The sequence below is a fragment of the Mesorhizobium sp. B4-1-3 genome (assembly GCF_006439355.1).
Taxonomy (GTDB): domain Bacteria; phylum Pseudomonadota; class Alphaproteobacteria; order Rhizobiales; family Rhizobiaceae; genus Mesorhizobium.
On sequence record NZ_VFTG01000002.1, the window covers coordinates 25550 to 41440 of the forward strand.

Consider the following 15891-nt stretch of genomic DNA (forward strand, 5'->3'; position numbering starts at 1 on the left):
AGTCGCGGCAAACATTCATACCGGGCGGTTTGCCCGCAGCCTAAAGACCGGTGATGGAACAAGCAACCAGAATGCGTGGGCGTCCTCGTTACGACCAGGAAGATGCCGAGGCGGCCGAGGCTTTCCGCTCGATCGGCTCGAAGGTCCAGCTCAACCGCGACGAGGCCGCACCCCTCTGGGTGCAGTTGCGCAACCAGGTCGAGGAAGCGATCAACACCGGCCTGCTGGCAGCCAATTCGCGCATTCCTTCGGAACAGGCGCTCTGCGATTTCTTTGGCGTGTCGCGTCCCGTCGTGCGCGCCGCGATCGGCTCGCTCTCCAACGAAGGCCGCATCATCAAGATGCCGCGCAAGGGCATGTTCGTCGCAGCACCCCGCGAGCATGTCGACTTCATGACTGCCAATCTCGGTGTGTTCGACGACCTGACCGCCAAGGGCCACAAGGTCTCGACCCGCACGCTGGAGATCTACCGCTGCCCGCCGAGCGACAAGGAATCCAGGGTCTTCGGCATTCCCGCCAATGGCAGCGTGGTCCGCATCAGCCGCGTCTACATGACCGACGGCGCGCCGATCACCATGACGCGCATCAGCCTGCCGGGACATCGGGTGCCGGGTCTGGAGAACATCCTGTCGGAAAACCAGTCGATCTTCGGCACCATCCGCGCCGTCTTCGGCCTGACGGTGAAGCGCGCCGACCGCTGGCTCAGAGCGGCCCTTCCCACCAAGGAAGAGGCCGATCAGATGGGTGTCGCCGCCAACACGCCGCTGATCGAGATCGAGTCGATCGCCTATGATGCCGACGGCGCCGCGCTCGAATATTACGAGGCCTTCTACAACTCTTCAGTCGCGCGCATCCACATGGCGGTCGAGCAGCCTTCGGCGACCGTGAACGGCGTCGACCGCACTTGAGGCGAGCTCGTCCAAAAAAGATTCCGTTTTCTGGTTATAACCAGATTGACGGGTCAAAAAAGCTTCTGTAACGTCCCTGTCATGCGGTCGGGAGGAGCCTGACCCCGAGACATTATCAGGACCGGTCGGCTTGCGGCGCTGCCTCGGCGGTGAGGGCGGAGTTTTGCCCGTCCTCGAGCCTGTCCTGACGGAGGACGTGCATGGATTACCGGTCGCAATTCGACCTGACGGGCGAGGTCGCCGTCGTCACCGGCGGCGCCAGCGGGATTGGTCTCGAAGCCGCCAAGGCGCTCGGGACTTGCGGCGCACGTGTCGTCCTGCTCGACATGAATACGGATGGGCTGAAGGATGCTGCCGATGAATTGCGGGCCGCTGGTGTCGCAAGCGTCGATGGCCGCGTGCTCGACGTCACCGATCCGCAAGCCGTCGAGGCGATGGCCGCTCGAATCGTCGCGGATTTCGGCAAGGTCGATATCCTGGTCAACAGCGCCGGCATCGCGCGCCTCAACACCGCGCTCGACACGCCGGACGAGGAATGGCGCCTGGTGATGGATGTCAACGTCAACGGCGTCTACTGGGCCTCGCGCGCCTTCGGGCGTTCGATGGTCGCCCGCAAGAAAGGCTCGATCGTCAATCTGGGCTCAATGTCGGGCCTGATCATCAACCGCCCACAGACGGCGCCGTCCTACATGGTAAGCAAGGGCGCCGTGCACATGATGACCAAGGCGCTCGCGATCGAGTGGGCGAAATCCGGCGTGCGCGTGAACGCGCTGGCGCCGGGCTATGTCGGCACCGAGATGACGCTGAAGATGCGCGAGCGTCCCGAACTCTTCAACACCTGGATCGACATGACGCCGATGGGGCGCTTGGGCACGCCGCAGGAGATCGCCTCGGCGATCCTGTTCCTGGCCTCGCCCGCGTCGAGCTACGTCACCGGCGCCATCCTGTCGATCGATGGCGGCTACACGGCCTGGTAACGGGGCGGACAAGGATTGGAATATCGCATGACCCTTTCGGACCTCGAGGCGCGCCAGGCCATCATCGATGCCTGCATCGAGATGAACGCGCTGGGCATCAACCAGGGCACATCCGGCAACATCAGCCGCCGCCATGGCGAGGGCATGCTGATCTCGCCGACCAGCACACCCTATGACACGCTGCAGCCGGAAGACATCGTCTTCATGGGCTGGGATGGCGAGGTCGATGGACGCCTGCCGCCGTCCAGCGAATGGCGTTTCCATCTCGATATCATGAAGGCGCGGCCCGAGGTCAACGCCGTCGTCCACGCGCATCCGACCTACTGCACGACCATCGCCATCATGGGCCGGAAGATACCGGCGATCCACTACATGGTCGCGGTCGCCGGTGGCAGCGACATACGCTGCGCGCCCTACGCCACCTTCGGCACCGCGGAGCTTTCGGCGCATGCGGTGGAGGCGCTGCGCGACCGCAAGGCATGCCTGCTTGCCCAGCACGGCATGATCGCCGTCGGATCGAGCCTCGGCCAGGCGATGTGGCTGGCCGTCGAGGTCGAGACGCTGGCGCGCCAGTATCACGGCGCCCTGCAGATCGGCGAGCCGCCGATCTTGCCCGACGAGGAGATCGAAAACGTCATCAAGCGCATGGCTAGCTACGGCCTGCGCGACAAGGAGGCCGCCGCCTGAGCGGAGGGCTTTGCCCACGCCCCCGCATCAGCTGAGCGGAGGACCATGGTTTCGCATATCCTCCGGGAAGGCCCGGAGCGATCAACAAGGGAGGAATGAAAAATGATCAGATCCATGAAAGGCCTCGTCAAGGCGCTCGCCCTGGGGTTGGCGGCGGCTTGCAGCCTGGCCGCCATCTCCAGCGCGAACGCCGAGGAGCTGTCGCTCAAGGGCAAGCGCATCGGCGTCTCCGCCATTGGCACGGACCACTATTGGGACCTGATGGCGTTCAAAGGCATCCAGGACCGCGTCAAGGAGCTCGGCGGCGAAGTCATCGCGCTCGACGCCGGCCGCAAGGACCAGCAGCAGATCGCGCAGTTGCAGACGCTGATCGCGCAGAAGCCCGACGCCATCATCGAGCAGCTCGGCAATCTCGAGGTGCTGAACCCGTGGCTGCAGAAGATCCGCGACGCGGGCATCCCGCTGTTCACGGTCGATACCGCTACGCCGCATGCCATCAACAACACCACCTCCAACAACTACAATATCGGCGCCGAGATCGCGCTGCAGATGGTCGCCGACATGGGCGGCAAGGGCAATGTGCTGGTCTTCAACGGCTTCTACAGCGTGCCGGTCTGCAAAATCCGCTACGACCAGCTGAAATATGTGCTGACCTCGTTCCCGGATGTGAAGATCGTCGAGCCGGAATTGCGCGACGTCATCCCGAACACGGTGCAGAGCGCCTATTCAAACGTCACCGACATGCTGACCAAGTCGCCTGAGAAGGGTTCGATCGGCGCGGTCTGGGCCTGCTGGGACGTGCCGCAGATCGGCGCCACGCAGGCGGTCGAAGCCGCCGGCCGCACCGAGGTCAAGACCTACGGCATCGACGGCAGCCCGGAAGTCATCAAGATGGTGATGGATCCGAAGTCGTCGGCGGGCGCCGTCGCGGCGCAGCAGCCTTATGAGATCGGCAAGACCTCGGTCGACAACGCCGCCAAATATCTGGCCGGCCAGAAGGTGCCGCCGTTCACTTTCGTGCCTTCGGTCCTGATCAACAAGGAAAATGCCGCCGAAAAAGGAAAGCCGTTCCTCGACGCCGCCGAGAAGGCCGGCGTTAAATAGGACGGAACGAAACGACGGGCAGCCGCGCCTATGCGGCTGCCCGTCCACCCAACCAGGATTGACGGCTATGCAGACAGCAAAGCGTGACGTTGCTGTGTCGATGACGGGCATATCGAAACGGTTCGGTCCGGTGCGCGCGCTGGAAAACGCCAACCTCGAGATCGTACGCGGCTCGATCCTGGGCCTTGTCGGCCAGAACGGCGCCGGCAAGTCGACCATCATCAAGGTGCTGGCCGGCATCATCAAGCCGGACAGCGGCTCGATCGTCATCAATGGCGAAACCGTCAGCGCGCTGACGCCGGCTTCGGTCGAAAAGCTCGGCGTGCACTTCATTCATCAGGACCGGTTGCTGGTGCCGACCGCGACCGTCGGCGAAGCGGTGTTCCTCGGCCACGAAATCGGCCTCGGCCCGTTCGTCAGCCGCCGCGCCATGGAGCGCCGGGCGGCCGATTTGCTGAAGCGGTTCTTCGGCATGGAACTGCCGGCGGGAACGCTTGTGAAAGACCTGACCACGGCGCAGCAGAAGGTCGTCCAGATCACCCGGGCTCTGGCGCAAAAGGCGTCGGTGCTGGTGCTTGACGAACCGACAGCGGCGCTCGTCAAACGCGAGGTCGACAGCCTGTTCGAGGTGCTGCGCCGACTGCGCGACGACGGCATCGCAGTGGTCTTCATCTCCCACTATATGCAGGAGATCGAGAAGCTCTGCGACCGCGTCACCGTGATGCGCAACGGCACCGATGTCGGCACGGTCGATCCGCGCCAGACGCCGATCGACGAGATCATTGCGATGATGATCGCCCGCGATGTCGGCGAGATGTTTCCGAAGCGCTCGGTCGCGCAGGGCGCGCCGGTGCTGGAGGTTTCCAATCTGCGGCTTGGCGGCAGCTTCGAGAATATCGGCTTCAACGTCCGCGCCGGCGAGATCGTCGGCCTCACCGGGCTGTTGGGCTCCGGCGCCAAGGAAATCGTGCAATGCCTGTTCGGCCTCAAGAACGCCGATGGCGGCCAGGTCAAGGTCGAGGGCAGGGAGCTGTCGCTGTCGACGCCGGTCAAGGCGGTTCGCGACGGCATCGCCATGCTGCCGGAAGACCGCCGCGCCCATGGCGTCGCGCTTGGTCTTTCGGTGCGCGAGAACATTTCGCTCGCCAGCCTGCGCCGCTATTCCAAGAGCGGGTTGGTCAGCCGCGGCAGCGAGAACCAGGCGGTGGACGGCCTCATCAAGGAACTGTCGATCAAGACGCCGCATCGCGACGCGCTGGTGCGCGAGCTTTCCGGCGGCAACCAGCAGAAGGTGGCGATCGCCAAATGGCTGAGCTGCCAGTCGCGCGTCTATGTGCTGGACGAGCCGACGGTCGCCGTCGATGTCGGCGCCAAGGTAGAGATCTACAATCTGTTGAACCGGCTGGCGGGCGAGGGCGCGGCGATCCTGCTTCTGTCCTCCGACCTGCTGGAACTGGTCGGCGTCTGCGACCGCGTGCTGGTCGTCTATCGCGGCAGGCTTGCAGGCAGCTTCTCCGGCCCCGCGATGAACAGCGACGCGCTGCTGGCGGCTTCGTCCGGCGCGCGCTCGAACATCGATGGAGTGGCCGCATGAGCGCGAGCGTTCTCCACACCGAAGTCGGCGTGTCCGACGAAAAGCAGGCAGTGGCCAAGAGCGCCGGCCGCCGCTTTGGCGCGCTCGTCGTGCGGCTTGGCGCGATCGCCGCCTTCGCCGCGATCATGGCTTATTTCGTGATCTTCGCGCCGGGCTTCACCTCGACCTTCAACCTGATCAACGTCGTCGAGCAGTCGGCGATCCTGGGCGTGCTCGCCTATGGCATGACGGCTGTCATCATCGGCGGCGGCTCCGATGTCACCGAAGGCGGCATCGACCTTTCGATCGCCGCCAATATGGGGTTGTGCGCGGCGGTCTACGCCACGCTTCTGTCGATGGGCTATGGCGACTTCCTCTCGGTACTCGCGGCGATCGCCGTCGGCATGGCGGTCGGCGCGCTGAACGCCCTTGCCGTGGTTGGCTTCGGCATCTTGCCGCTGCTCGCAACGCTTGCCGTGCTCAATGTCGCGGCCGGCATGGAACTCACGCTCACCCAGAACACGGTCGTCGGCGCATCCTCCCCGCTGCTCGGCGTGCTGGTGTCGGGCAGCTTCCTCGGCATCTCCGCGCTTGCCTGGGCGCTGATCGTCTTCTCCGCGATCATGATCGTGGTCGTTCACGGCACGTCGTTCGGTCTTAGGCTCTACGCGGTCGGCGGCCATCCCGAGGCGGCGCGCGCGGCCGGCATCAGCGTGCCCTTCTACGTCTCCTTCACCTATGTGCTGAGCGGCTTCTGCGCGGCGGTGGCGAGCATTCTCACCGTCTCGCGCCTGTCGGCCAGCACGCCCGGCTCCGGCGAGCTGCTTCTGTCGGTGCTGGCCGCAGCTCTGCTCGGCACCGTCTTCTCCCGCCGCTTCGTGCCGACCATGGGCGGCACGCTGCTCAGCGTGCTGTTCATCGGCCTGCTCGCGAACGGCTTCCAACTGCTCAACGTCTCCAGCTACTGGGTCAACGGCGTGCAGGGCGCGTTGATCCTGCTGGTCGTGGCGATCACATCCTTTGCCCGCGGTTCGGAGGGTTCGCGATGAGCGTCTCGGCCAACGACAACACCGCCAAAGTGAGCCTGCGCGGCTTCCTCGCCAAATACAGCGTGCTCATCGCCTTCGCGGCCATCGTCATCTTCTTTTCGGTGGCGAGCCCGACCTTCCTGACGCCGGCCAACCTCTTCAATGTGCTGGTCAATAACGTCGTGATGCTGGCGATCGTCGCGCTCGGCCTCACCATCGTCATCTCATCGGGCGGCATCGATCTCTCAGTCGGCGTCTCCGTCGACATGGCAAGCATGGTCGTCGTCATGCTTCTGGCCGCGGGCTATAGCGGCGTGGTCGGCGTCGCCGGCGGGCTCGGCGCCGCTTTGATCGTGGGCATCCTCAACGCGATCCTGATCACCAGGCTCAACATCAGCCCCTTCCTGGCGACGCTCGGCGTGCTCTTCATCGGCCAGAGCACGCAACAGCTCGCCACCAGCGGCGGCCAGCCGATCTATCTCACCAGCGGGTATGCAGCAGACCAGTTCAACGCCATCGCCCGCACCGCTTTGTTCGGGATACCGACTCCGGTCATCGTGCTGATCGTCCTCGTCGTCGCGGTCCATGTCCTGCTGCATCGTTCGGTGTTCGGCCGCTACGTCCAGGCCATGGGCGCGCAGCCGGGCGTAGCTTGGTATTCCGGCATCCGCGTGCAGCGCGAATTGTCGATGGTGCATGTTCTGTGCGCGCTGCTTGCCGGCGTCACCGGCATCCTGCTCTCGGCGACCGTGAAGTCCTACGTGCCGCTCTCCGGCAACGCCTTCCTGCTCGATGCGATCGGCGCCACCTTCATCGGCACGACGCTGAGCCGCGAACGCAAGCCCTCTGTCATCGGCACGCTGCTCGGCGTGCTGCTGCTCGCCATCGTCAAGAACGGGTTGCTGCTGGTCGGCTGGAATTTCTACTGGCAGCAGGTCGGCATCGGCGTGCTCGTCTTCCTGGTGCTGGCCGCGAGCTTCGGCCTGCGCCGCGCCGCCCATTGAGTTCGAAAGGTTAGGTCTACCATGCCACAATTCGACGTCAGCTCGATCGGCTTCTATGTCCTCGACATCCTGGGACGGCCGGTCTCGCGCATCCCCGAAGGCGGCCGCGCCGACTATATCGAGGAGATCCGCATGACCGTCGCCGGCACCGCCGGCGCAACCGGCATGGACTGCGCCATTCTTGGCCTGAAGACGCGCGCCGTCACGACGCTCGGCACCGACGATATGGGCGACTGGTTTCTCGCCAAGCTGAAGAAATACGGCCTGGAGACGAGCCTCGTGCGCCGCGACGGCAGGGTCCAGACCTCGTCCACTATCCTGCCGGTGCGGCCGAACGGCGAGCGCCCGGCTTTGCATGTGCCGGGCACCGCCGCCCTGTTCGAGATCGCCGATGCTGATCTCGATGCCGCGCTCGACGCGACCGTCGTCCATGTCGGCGGCACCGGCCTCTTGAAGCGCTTCGACGGCGAGCCGACAGTCAGGCTTTTGAAGCGCGCCAAGGAGCTTGGCCGCGTCACTACCTTCGATCTGATCCAGGCGACGCCGGAGACCTGGAAGCTGGTCGAGCCGTGCCTTCCTTACATCGACTATTTCGTGCCCAGCATCGACGAAGCCGGCGAGATGGCGCGTGACCGCGATCCGGCCCGCGTCGCCGCTTTCTTCAAGGCGAGAGGCGTGAAGAATTGCATCCTCACGCTCGGCGCCGGCGGCGTCTATGTCTCGCCCGAACATGGCGAGGATTTCCATCTGCCCGCCTTCGAGGTCGAGGTCTTCGACACCACGGGCTGCGGCGATTCCTTCACGGCCGGCATCATCGTCGGCATCGTGAAGGGCTGGGATCTGAAGCAGTCCGCGCGCTTTGCCAGCGCGGTCGCCGCCAAGGTGGCGATGGGGCTGGGCTCCGACGGCAAACTCGTTTCATTCGACGACACGGTCGCGGCGATGAATTCGCTCCCGGTCAAGACATCAAAGGTGGAGGCAGCATGACCATTCTTCCTGAGGCCAAGGGCAAGACGGCTCTCGTAACCGGCGCCAGCCGCGGCATCGGCAGGGCGCTCGCCAAAGGGCTCGCCGAAGCGGGCTTCGACGTCGCCATCACCGATTTGCCCTCGCAGGCGGCGGAGCTCGACGTGACCAGGGGCGAGATCGAGGCGGCCGGCCGCAAGGCCTATGTCTATACGATGGATGTCAGCAAGAAGAAGGACATCGAAGCGACCGCGCAGGCACTGCTTGAAGCGGCCGGCAGCATCGACGTGCTGGTCAACAATGCCGGCATCCTGAAACCCAGCCTGCTGCAGGATCTCGACGAGGCCAATTGGGACGCGCATTTCGACGTCAACGCCAAGGGCGTGCTGATGATGTGCCAGGCGGTGCTGCCGCATATGCGCGCCAGGAAGTCGGGCAGGGTGATCAACATCGCCTCCATCGCCGGCCGGCAGGGCGTGCCGACGCAGGGCCACTACGCCGCGACCAAGGCGGTGGTGATCACCCTGACCCGCGTGCTGGCGCAGGAAGTCGGCATGGACGGCGTCACCGTCAACGCCGTCTGCCCCGGCATCATCCTGACCGAGATGGGCAAGAACAATCTGGGCAGCGAAGCGGCGATCCGCCATTGGGAGGAGGTCGCGGCGCTGAAGCGCCTCGGCGCGCCCGAGGACATCATCGGCCCGGTGCTGTTCTTCGCCTCGGATCTGTCGGCCTTCGTCACCGGCCAGGCGCTCAACGTCGACGGCGGTATCTACTACCACTGACGCTCGTAGTGGCTCTCGCGCCCCCCCTACAGCCTTGGCCCCGCCACCATGCGCGCGACGCGCGCCATGTCGGCGCTCATCTCGCGGTCGTCGTCGAGCGGAGCGACGAGCGTCCGCACGGCCTCATAGCTGCGCCGCGGGCCTTCGCCCATCGAGTCCAGCACGCCGCGCAGCTCGACGCCGGTGGCGGCGAAGATCAGCTCCATCGCCACCAGATAGCGCAGCCGCTCGATGATCCCCGCGGTCTTGGCCACCACGCGCGGCGCCATCGACGACTGGTCCTCGACGCCGTCCGAGATCGCGAGCGGGCTGAGCGACATCGGATTGGCGAGGTGCCGGATTTCCGCTTCGAGCGCGGCGACCGGCTTCTGCAGTTCGGCGTAGCCCTGGCGGCTGCCGCCCCGGGCCGACAGGAAGCGCGGCAGCTCCGCCACTGTCGGTGACATCAGCTTCATCGAGCGGTTGGCGGTGCCGACCGCGCAATGCGCCAGCGCCTGGCCGAGGCTTTCCCAGGTCAGCGTGAAGGCGGTGAGGTCGAAATTGCCGTTAGAGACGACTCGCTCGGCCTCGGGCAGGATGACCGGATTGTCACCGGAGTGGCCGAGTTCGATCTCGGTCGCCAGCTTCGCCTGCTCATAGGCGTGGAGCAGGCCGCCCCACACTTGCGGCACGCAGCGGAAGCTGAGCGGATCCTGCAGGCGCCGCGCGGCATTGTCCTGCCACAACCCGCTGCCCGCAAGCTCCGCCCTCAGCCGCGCGCCGATCTCGCGCTGGCCGAAGGCCGGCCGCGCCGCCAGCGCGTCCTCGTCGATCGCCTTGAGCGACGCGCGGAATGCCTCGTAATTCAACGCTACCGCCGCCAGCGACCAATCGATCAGACATGCGACCTCCTCAAGCGCCAGGCACGCCGCGCCGGTCGAAAGGCTGTTGGCGACGATGATGGCGTGGCCGTCCTTTTCGCGCAGGTCGAGCGGCTCCAGCCCGGCTAGCTTCAGCGCCTCGGCCGACGGCATGATCCGGCCCTGATATTCGCTCTCGCCGTCGCCGCGCAGCGCCCGCGCCAGATGGCCGAGCGGCGCGAGGTCCGCGGCGCCGACCGATCCCCAGCTCGGAATGACCGGATGGACGCCGGCGTTGAGCGCGGCGAGCAGGCCGAGCACGACGCCCTCGGAGGTGCCGGTGCCGCCCGCCGCCATGCCGCAGATGCGTGCCACCATCAGCGCCCGCACCGCCTCGGTCGGCAGCGACGGGCCGGCGCCCATCGAGTGGCTGAGTGGCACACTGTGCTGGAAGGCGATCAGGTCGGCCTCGGCGAGCGGCGTGTCGACACAGGCGCCGAGCCCGGTGGTCACGCCGTAGAGCGGCTTGCCGAGCTGGGTGAGATGCTCGATCAGGGCACGGCTTGTGCGGATGCGGCGTATGGCTTCCTCGCCGAGCACGAGCCGGGCATTGCGCCGCGCGATCTCCGCGACATCTTCCGTGCTGAGCGGCCTGGCGTCGAGGACGATCACTCTGGCTGTCATCTGGCTATTCCTTGGGCCTCCGGAATTGGTGGCCGAACGAATGCAGAATATCCGGCATCGGAACCGGCCATTGTCGAAAATCCGCCGCCGCGATTGGCGTTATCGTTCTTCAACTGGCCGCACGGCGGCAAAAAAATCGGCGCCGATGTCACACCAGGCCAGGCCCCGCTCGTCTTGAGGTCGGAAGCAACGAAAGGAACCGACCATGACTGTAAGACTTGACCCCCTTGCCGCCGCCCCTTCGCTGATGAAGGAGTGGCACCGTGCCTCTTTGGCCATTGCCGGCAGCCTCGATCCGGCGCTGGCCGAGCTCATCGAGATCCGATCCTCGCAGATCAATGGCTGCGCCAACTGCATCAACATGCATTCGACCTATGCCCGCGAGCGCGGCGAGACCGAGCAGCGCATCTATCTGCTGTCGGCCTGGCGCGAGGCGCCATGCTACACTGATCGCGAGCGCGCCGCGCTCGGCTGGACCGAAGCGCTGACCAGGATTTGCGAAGGCCATACGCATGAAGCGGCCTATGAAGCGCTGAAGCCGCATTTCTTCGAGGAGGAGCGCGTGAAGCTCACATTGATGATCAACATAATCAATGGGTGGAACCGCATCGCTGTCGGCTTCGGCGGCTTTGTCGATCCGGCGGCCATCAAGGCTTCCAACAAGGCGGCTGCCGCCCAGGCTGCCAACAAGGCGGCCGCGGCTTGACACCGGAGGCGGCATTGACGGGCGCGGCGGCGGAGTTCGAACCGCTGCGCCCGAAGCTGATGCGGGTCGCCTACCGCATGCTGGGCTCGGTCGCCGATGCCGAGGATGTGGTTCAGGACGCCTTCATCCGCTGGATGCGCACCGAGCGCGTGGAGGTGCGCCAGCCCGAGGCGTTCCTGCGCCGCACGGTCACGCGGCTTTGCCTTGACCAGCTCAAATCCGCGCGCCGTCAGCGCGAGACCTATGTCGGCCCGTGGTTGCCCGAGCCGCTTGTGGAGGAAGACGAGGCGGAGGACGTCACCTTGCCGCTGATGCTGGCGCTTGAGCGGCTTTCGCCGCTCGAGCGCGCCGCCTTTCTGCTGCATGATGTGTTCGGCCTGCAGTTCGAAGAAGTCGCGGCGGAGATCGAGCGCGATGCGGCCGCCTGCCGCCAACTCGCGGCCAGAGCGCGTGAGCACGTCCGCGAGGCGCGGCCGCGCTTCAAGGTCGAGAGAGAGCGTGGATTGGAGATCGCCGAGGCCTTCTTCAACGCGTCGCGCAGCGGCGACATGAAGGCGCTCGGCGCGATGCTCAGCGCCGACGTCACCGCCCACGCCGACGGCGGCGGCAAGCGCCCGGCGGCGACCGAACCGGCCGTTGGGTTCGAGGCGGTCATGACGCAATACGCGGCCGTGCTGGCGTGGCTGAAGGACAATCGCTCGCAACTGGTCCGCTACGGCTTCATCAACGGCTTGCCCGGCTTCGTCACGCTGGAGGTCGATGGCGAGCTCCAGACCACCGCGCTCGACATCGAGCACGGTAAGATCGCGGCGATCTATGTCATGCGCAATCCCGACAAGCTGCGGCATCTGCATCAGCTGCAATAGAAGCGGGAAAGGGGAACTTTTGCTCCAATGGCGATTTTGGATATGCTGCAAGTCCAAATCGCTGGAAGGTTGTTGCCATGATGAAACATTTTGCAATCACCGCGCTCATGCTTGCCGCGGCAGCCGCGATTGCGGGTCCCGCTGCCGCCGGCGAACATCGCTACCGCGTGGTCGAGCATGAGCGTTATGTTCCGGCCAGCGACGACATTATCGAGACGCTGTTTGGCGGCCCGCGCTACTACGACCAGCAGATGACCAACACGGCGGCGGGCGCTTGCGCGTATCACCGCGTCGGACCCGACGCGAATGCGGTGAACGACATCAACGACCACTATTGCGGGAAGTAGATTCGGAGCCGGCGTTCCTCGGGCCGGTTCGATAAGCCTCGACCCTCTTGGCGTTTATGGGCCCAGCGACTTATCGGAGCCGGGGGTGATTGTTGTTGGCTGCGCCTGGCCTCGGAAGAGCGTTCCCGTATGATGAGGAAGGGCATCGCGCACATTCGATAAAAATATTGTATACAATAATGAAGAAGGATGTTGACAATCTGTCGCAGTCAGTTTCCCTTACGCTATACGCGCAGCCTACGAGCAAAACACAAGCGCGATAACCAAGGGGAACTGAAGCTATGATCAACCGTCGCTCGACTCTGAAATCAATGGCGCTCGGCGCCGTCTCGACCCTGGCGCTTGCCGCTCTCGGTATTTCCTCCGCGCAGGCCGAAAACAAGGAACTGAAGATCGGCTTCGTCGGCGTCACCAGCGGCCCCGCCGCCGCCTGGGGCACCTCGAACGTGCGCTCGATGCAGACCCGCGCCGCCTGGATCAACGAGACCGGTGGCGTCAAGATCGGCAACGACACCTACAACATCAACATCGTCACTTTCGACGACCAGAAGGATCCCAAGCGCGCCATCGCCGGCATGGAGAAGATGGCGCAAGAAGGCGTCCACTATGTCGTCGGGCCGAATGTCGATGACGGCGCCGCCGCGGTGCGCCCCGTCGCCGAGGCCAACGGCATCATTTATTTCCCCTACGCCTTTCCCAAGGCGCTCTACCAGAAGCCGGCCTCCAACGCCGTGCTCGGCATGATTGCCAATTATCAGTCCGGTCCGGCGATTTACAAATACCTGAAGGAAAACAAAGGCGTGAAGAAGATCGCCTTTGTCGCGGCCAATGAATCCGATCCGCTCAGCCAGCGCGACAGCGGGGTCGAGGCGGCGAAGGCGCTCGGCCTGGAGATCGTCGCCCAGAACGACACCTACCAGAACGACACCCGCGACTTCACCCCGGTGTTGACGCCGATCGTGGCGCTGAAGCCCGACCTGCTCGTCCTGTCGGGCGTAGCACCCGCCAACGCGCCGCTGCTCATCCGAGCCGCCCGCGAACTCGGCTATGAAGGCCTGATCTCGACGGAAACCGCGCAGGACGCCAAGGTCCTGGAAGAGGGCGCCGGCGAATACGCCAACGGCTTCATCTCCGTCGGGGGCGCCTCGACGCCGGAGATCGCCTCGGACGCGATGAAGGAATTCGTCGCCCGCTACACCAAGATGTTCGGCGAATATAACGACGAGTCCAACACCAAGGTCTATGCGCTCGAATACATCATCGAGACGTTGAAGGCGAACCCGGCGGCCATCAACGACGTCGCCGAATTCAAGAAGACCATGGACACCTTCTCGGCGCCCAATCCTTTCCTGAAGGGCGACGCCAAGCTCAGCTATGTCGGCACTACGTCCTTCGGCCAGAAGCGCCAGCTTTCGGTGCCGATGGTGGTCAACGAATACAAGGACGGCGCTTTCCAGACCTTGTTCGTCGGCTCCGTCGACTGACGTTACCTTCGGGCGTCACTTCCTCCAGCTTGCCGCGGGGTCCGAAAGGCCGGACTCCGTGGAAGATCGAAGGTATCCATGGAACAGGTCATCGCCAACGGATTGTATCTCGGTGCCCAATACGCTCTGATCGCGCTGGGGCTCACCTTGATCTTTGCCCTGATGAACGTGCTCAATTTCGCCCACGGCCAGATGTATGTGCTGGGCGGGTTCATCACCTACACGGTCTACGGCCAGCTTGGGCTGCCTTTCGTCGTCGCGCTGCTCGCCTCAGGCGTCACGCTCGCCGTCATCGGCGCGCTGATGGAGAAATTCCTCTTCCGCACCGTCATCAGGCGCAGTCACCGCGAGGAAAGCACGATGCTGCTCGCCGCCGCGACCGCCTTCTTCTTCGATGCCGTCATCCTGCTCCTGTTCGGCGAGAAGCAGCGCGGCGTCCCCAAAATCGTCAAGGGCGTCTTCAACGACGCCGGCATCATCATGCCTTACGACCGCATCGTCGTCGGCGCGCTGGCGATCGTCTTCATCGCCGCCTTCGTGCTCTATATGCAATATAGCCGGGTCGGCCGCGCCATGCGCGCGCTTGCCCAGGACCGCGTCGCCGCCCAACTGATGGGCGTCCGGGTCGATCGCTATTCGATGATCGGCTTCGCCATGGGCGCCATGCTCGCGGGTGTCGTCGGTGGGCTTCTGGTCACCATCACCGGTGTCAATTCCGGCATTGGCGGGCCGATTTCGATCAAGGCCTTCCTGATGGTGATGATCGGCGGCGCCGGCGTCGTCGGCGGGGCGATCGCCGGCGGCTTCATCCTCGGCATGATGGAGTCGGTCGGCCTCACCGTGCTGCGTGAATATGGCGACGTGACCTATCTCGTCATCTTCGCCGCCCTGATGGTGTTCCTGTCGGTCCGTCCAAACGGGCTGATGGGCAAGCCCTGGGGTTGATCGCGCCATGACCCGCAATCGCAACACCAGGATCGCCGCGGTCGTCGTCTTTCTCGCGATCGTTTTTGTCGTCGTGCCGGCCGCGATCTCGTCAAGCGGCCGCTTCGACCTCTATTACACGCTGACCTCGGTGGCGCTGCTCAGCATCGCCAGCGCCGGCGTCTGGCTCACCTTCTATATCGGCCGCATCAACATCGGCCAGGGCGCCTATGCGCTGACGGGCGGCTATGTCTCGGCCATACTGGTGATGAACCATGGCTGGTCGTTCTGGCTGACCTTGCCGGTGGCCGGGCTTTTCTGTGCCGCTGCCAGCGTGCTGATCGGCCTGCCGATCCTGCGGCTGCGTGGCGTCTATTTCGCCATGGTCACGCTGGTGCTGACCGAGGTGGCGCGACTGCTTGCGCTGGCGCTGCCGATCACCAATGGCGCCAAGGGCATCGTCAGCATCCCGCTGCCCGGCGCGCTGTCGATCTTCGGCCTGACGATCATTCCAGATTTCGCCACGTTGCAGAATTCGCGGCTCGCCTTCTATCTGCTGGCGGTCACGCTGATGGTGGTCTGCTTCGCAGTCATGTACCGGCTCGTCAATTCGCGCATCGGCAAGCTTTGCCAATCGCTGCAGCAGAATGAGGAACTGGCCTCCTCGATCGGCGTCAACATCGCCTATCTGCGCGTCATCGCCTATGCCGTCTCGTCCTTCTTCGGCGGCGTTTCCGGCGCCATCTTTGCTGCCATCTCGCAGTCGATCTACCCGTCGAGCTTCACCGTCACCGATTCCGTCAACTTCATGCTGAACTGCTTCCTCGGCGGCCTCGGCTATGTGTTCGGTCCGATGCTCGGCACGCTGGTGCTCTATTTCGGCTGGGACCTTCTGTTCCAGACCGGCCAGTTCCAGCTGCTCATCTATTCCGGCCTGATGATCGTCCTGATGCTGGTGCTGCCCAACGGTCTGCTCAGCCTTGCCGAAACGACCCGGAAGAAGGGTTGA

Annotated in this window: 16 protein-coding genes; 15 read left to right on the forward strand and 1 reads right to left on the reverse strand. The window is 64.6% G+C overall.

The genetic code is table 11. The features are described 5' to 3' along the window. The first annotated feature begins 71 nt into the window (after nucleotides 1-71). The 9 genes from FJW06_RS03040 to FJW06_RS03080 all read left to right on the forward strand — a co-directional run bounded on the left by FJW06_RS03040 (nucleotide 72) and on the right by FJW06_RS03080 (nucleotide 9032). On the forward strand, nucleotides 72-908 hold the full coding sequence (locus FJW06_RS03040; protein WP_140747788.1) for a GntR family transcriptional regulator: 837 nt from the start codon (nucleotides 72-74) through the stop codon (nucleotides 906-908). A 200-nt stretch (nucleotides 909-1108) separates the two neighbouring features. Then, complete coding sequence (locus FJW06_RS03045; protein ID WP_140747791.1) at nucleotides 1109-1885, forward strand: SDR family oxidoreductase; 777 nt, start codon at nucleotides 1109-1111, stop codon at nucleotides 1883-1885. Nucleotides 1886-1912: 27 nt separating this feature from the next. Beyond that, nucleotides 1913-2572 (forward strand): L-fuculose-phosphate aldolase, encoded by a 660-nt coding sequence (locus FJW06_RS03050; RefSeq protein WP_140747794.1) that lies wholly within the window; start codon nucleotides 1913-1915, stop codon nucleotides 2570-2572. Nucleotides 2573-2674: 102 nt separating this feature from the next. Then, on the forward strand, nucleotides 2675-3676 hold the full coding sequence (locus tag FJW06_RS03055) for a sugar ABC transporter substrate-binding protein (protein ID WP_210238949.1): 1002 nt from the start codon (nucleotides 2675-2677) through the stop codon (nucleotides 3674-3676). A 67-nt stretch (nucleotides 3677-3743) separates the two neighbouring features. Further along, a complete protein-coding gene (locus tag FJW06_RS03060) occupies nucleotides 3744-5270 on the forward strand; it encodes a sugar ABC transporter ATP-binding protein (RefSeq protein ID WP_181178124.1) in 1527 nt (508 codons plus the stop codon). Then, a complete protein-coding gene (locus FJW06_RS03065; RefSeq protein WP_140747797.1) occupies nucleotides 5267-6298 on the forward strand; it encodes an ABC transporter permease in 1032 nt (343 codons plus the stop codon). The genes FJW06_RS03060 and FJW06_RS03065 overlap by 4 nt, the downstream gene beginning before the upstream one ends. Next, complete coding sequence (locus tag FJW06_RS03070) at nucleotides 6295-7281, forward strand: ABC transporter permease (RefSeq protein WP_140747800.1); 987 nt, start codon at nucleotides 6295-6297, stop codon at nucleotides 7279-7281. The genes FJW06_RS03065 and FJW06_RS03070 overlap by 4 nt, the downstream gene beginning before the upstream one ends. Nucleotides 7282-7302: 21 nt before the next feature. After that, entirely contained in the window at nucleotides 7303-8268 is a 966-nt protein-coding gene (locus FJW06_RS03075) for a sugar kinase (protein WP_140747803.1), read from the forward strand. Beyond that, entirely contained in the window at nucleotides 8265-9032 is a 768-nt protein-coding gene (locus tag FJW06_RS03080) for an SDR family NAD(P)-dependent oxidoreductase (RefSeq protein ID WP_140747806.1), read from the forward strand. The genes FJW06_RS03075 and FJW06_RS03080 overlap by 4 nt, the downstream gene beginning before the upstream one ends. A 26-nt stretch (nucleotides 9033-9058) precedes the next feature. Here the strand turns inward: FJW06_RS03080 and hutH are convergent, their stop codons facing one another. Continuing rightward, nucleotides 9059-10555, reverse strand: coding sequence for a histidine ammonia-lyase (hutH, locus tag FJW06_RS03085; protein ID WP_140747809.1), 1497 nt, complete (start codon nucleotides 10553-10555; stop codon nucleotides 9059-9061). 205 nt (nucleotides 10556-10760) lie between these two features. Here hutH and FJW06_RS03090 point away from each other — a divergent pair, with 205 nt between their 5' ends. From FJW06_RS03090 to FJW06_RS03115, 6 genes are all read left to right on the forward strand, one after another. Then, nucleotides 10761-11261: a carboxymuconolactone decarboxylase family protein gene (locus FJW06_RS03090; protein ID WP_140747812.1), complete on the forward strand. Its 501-nt coding sequence runs from the start codon at nucleotides 10761-10763 to the stop codon at nucleotides 11259-11261. Nucleotides 11262-11320: 59 nt separating this feature from the next. Then, complete coding sequence (locus FJW06_RS03095; RefSeq protein ID WP_246674524.1) at nucleotides 11321-12127, forward strand: sigma-70 family RNA polymerase sigma factor; 807 nt, start codon at nucleotides 11321-11323, stop codon at nucleotides 12125-12127. A 77-nt stretch (nucleotides 12128-12204) separates the two neighbouring features. Beyond that, nucleotides 12205-12474 (forward strand): hypothetical protein, encoded by a 270-nt coding sequence (locus FJW06_RS03100; RefSeq protein ID WP_246674507.1) that lies wholly within the window; start codon nucleotides 12205-12207, stop codon nucleotides 12472-12474. 281 nt (nucleotides 12475-12755) lie between these two features. After that, nucleotides 12756-13958 carry an ABC transporter substrate-binding protein gene (locus tag FJW06_RS03105; RefSeq protein WP_140747818.1) on the forward strand — a complete coding sequence of 401 codons (1203 nt, stop codon included), beginning with the start codon at nucleotides 12756-12758 and terminating at the stop codon, nucleotides 13956-13958. 78 nt (nucleotides 13959-14036) lie between these two features. Further along, entirely contained in the window at nucleotides 14037-14903 is an 867-nt protein-coding gene (locus FJW06_RS03110) for a branched-chain amino acid ABC transporter permease (protein ID WP_040980130.1), read from the forward strand. Between the two features lie 7 nt (nucleotides 14904-14910). Continuing rightward, entirely contained in the window at nucleotides 14911-15891 is a 981-nt protein-coding gene (locus tag FJW06_RS03115) for a branched-chain amino acid ABC transporter permease (RefSeq protein WP_140747821.1), read from the forward strand.

Excerpts from the sequence above, each read along its gene's own strand:
- FJW06_RS03040 (WP_140747788.1), top strand. The coding sequence starts at position 72 with ATGCGTGGGCGTCCTCGTTACGACCAGGAAGATGCCGAGGCGGCCGAG.
- FJW06_RS03045 (WP_140747791.1), top strand. The coding sequence starts at position 1,109 with ATGGATTACCGGTCGCAATTCGACCTGACGGGCGAGGTCGCCGTCGTC.
- FJW06_RS03050 (WP_140747794.1), top strand. The coding sequence starts at position 1,913 with ATGACCCTTTCGGACCTCGAGGCGCGCCAGGCCATCATCGATGCCTGC.
- FJW06_RS03055 (WP_210238949.1), top strand. The coding sequence starts at position 2,675 with ATGATCAGATCCATGAAAGGCCTCGTCAAGGCGCTCGCCCTGGGGTTG.
- FJW06_RS03060 (WP_181178124.1), top strand. The coding sequence starts at position 3,744 with ATGCAGACAGCAAAGCGTGACGTTGCTGTGTCGATGACGGGCATATCG.
- FJW06_RS03065 (WP_140747797.1), top strand. The coding sequence starts at position 5,267 with ATGAGCGCGAGCGTTCTCCACACCGAAGTCGGCGTGTCCGACGAAAAG.
- FJW06_RS03070 (WP_140747800.1), top strand. The coding sequence starts at position 6,295 with ATGAGCGTCTCGGCCAACGACAACACCGCCAAAGTGAGCCTGCGCGGC.
- FJW06_RS03075 (WP_140747803.1), top strand. The coding sequence starts at position 7,303 with ATGCCACAATTCGACGTCAGCTCGATCGGCTTCTATGTCCTCGACATC.
- FJW06_RS03080 (WP_140747806.1), top strand. The coding sequence starts at position 8,265 with ATGACCATTCTTCCTGAGGCCAAGGGCAAGACGGCTCTCGTAACCGGC.
- hutH (WP_140747809.1), bottom strand. The coding sequence starts at position 10,555 with ATGACAGCCAGAGTGATCGTCCTCGACGCCAGGCCGCTCAGCACGGAA.
- FJW06_RS03090 (WP_140747812.1), top strand. The coding sequence starts at position 10,761 with ATGACTGTAAGACTTGACCCCCTTGCCGCCGCCCCTTCGCTGATGAAG.
- FJW06_RS03095 (WP_246674524.1), top strand. The coding sequence starts at position 11,321 with ATGCGGGTCGCCTACCGCATGCTGGGCTCGGTCGCCGATGCCGAGGAT.
- FJW06_RS03100 (WP_246674507.1), top strand. The coding sequence starts at position 12,205 with ATGATGAAACATTTTGCAATCACCGCGCTCATGCTTGCCGCGGCAGCC.
- FJW06_RS03105 (WP_140747818.1), top strand. The coding sequence starts at position 12,756 with ATGATCAACCGTCGCTCGACTCTGAAATCAATGGCGCTCGGCGCCGTC.
- FJW06_RS03110 (WP_040980130.1), top strand. The coding sequence starts at position 14,037 with ATGGAACAGGTCATCGCCAACGGATTGTATCTCGGTGCCCAATACGCT.
- FJW06_RS03115 (WP_140747821.1), top strand. The coding sequence starts at position 14,911 with ATGACCCGCAATCGCAACACCAGGATCGCCGCGGTCGTCGTCTTTCTC.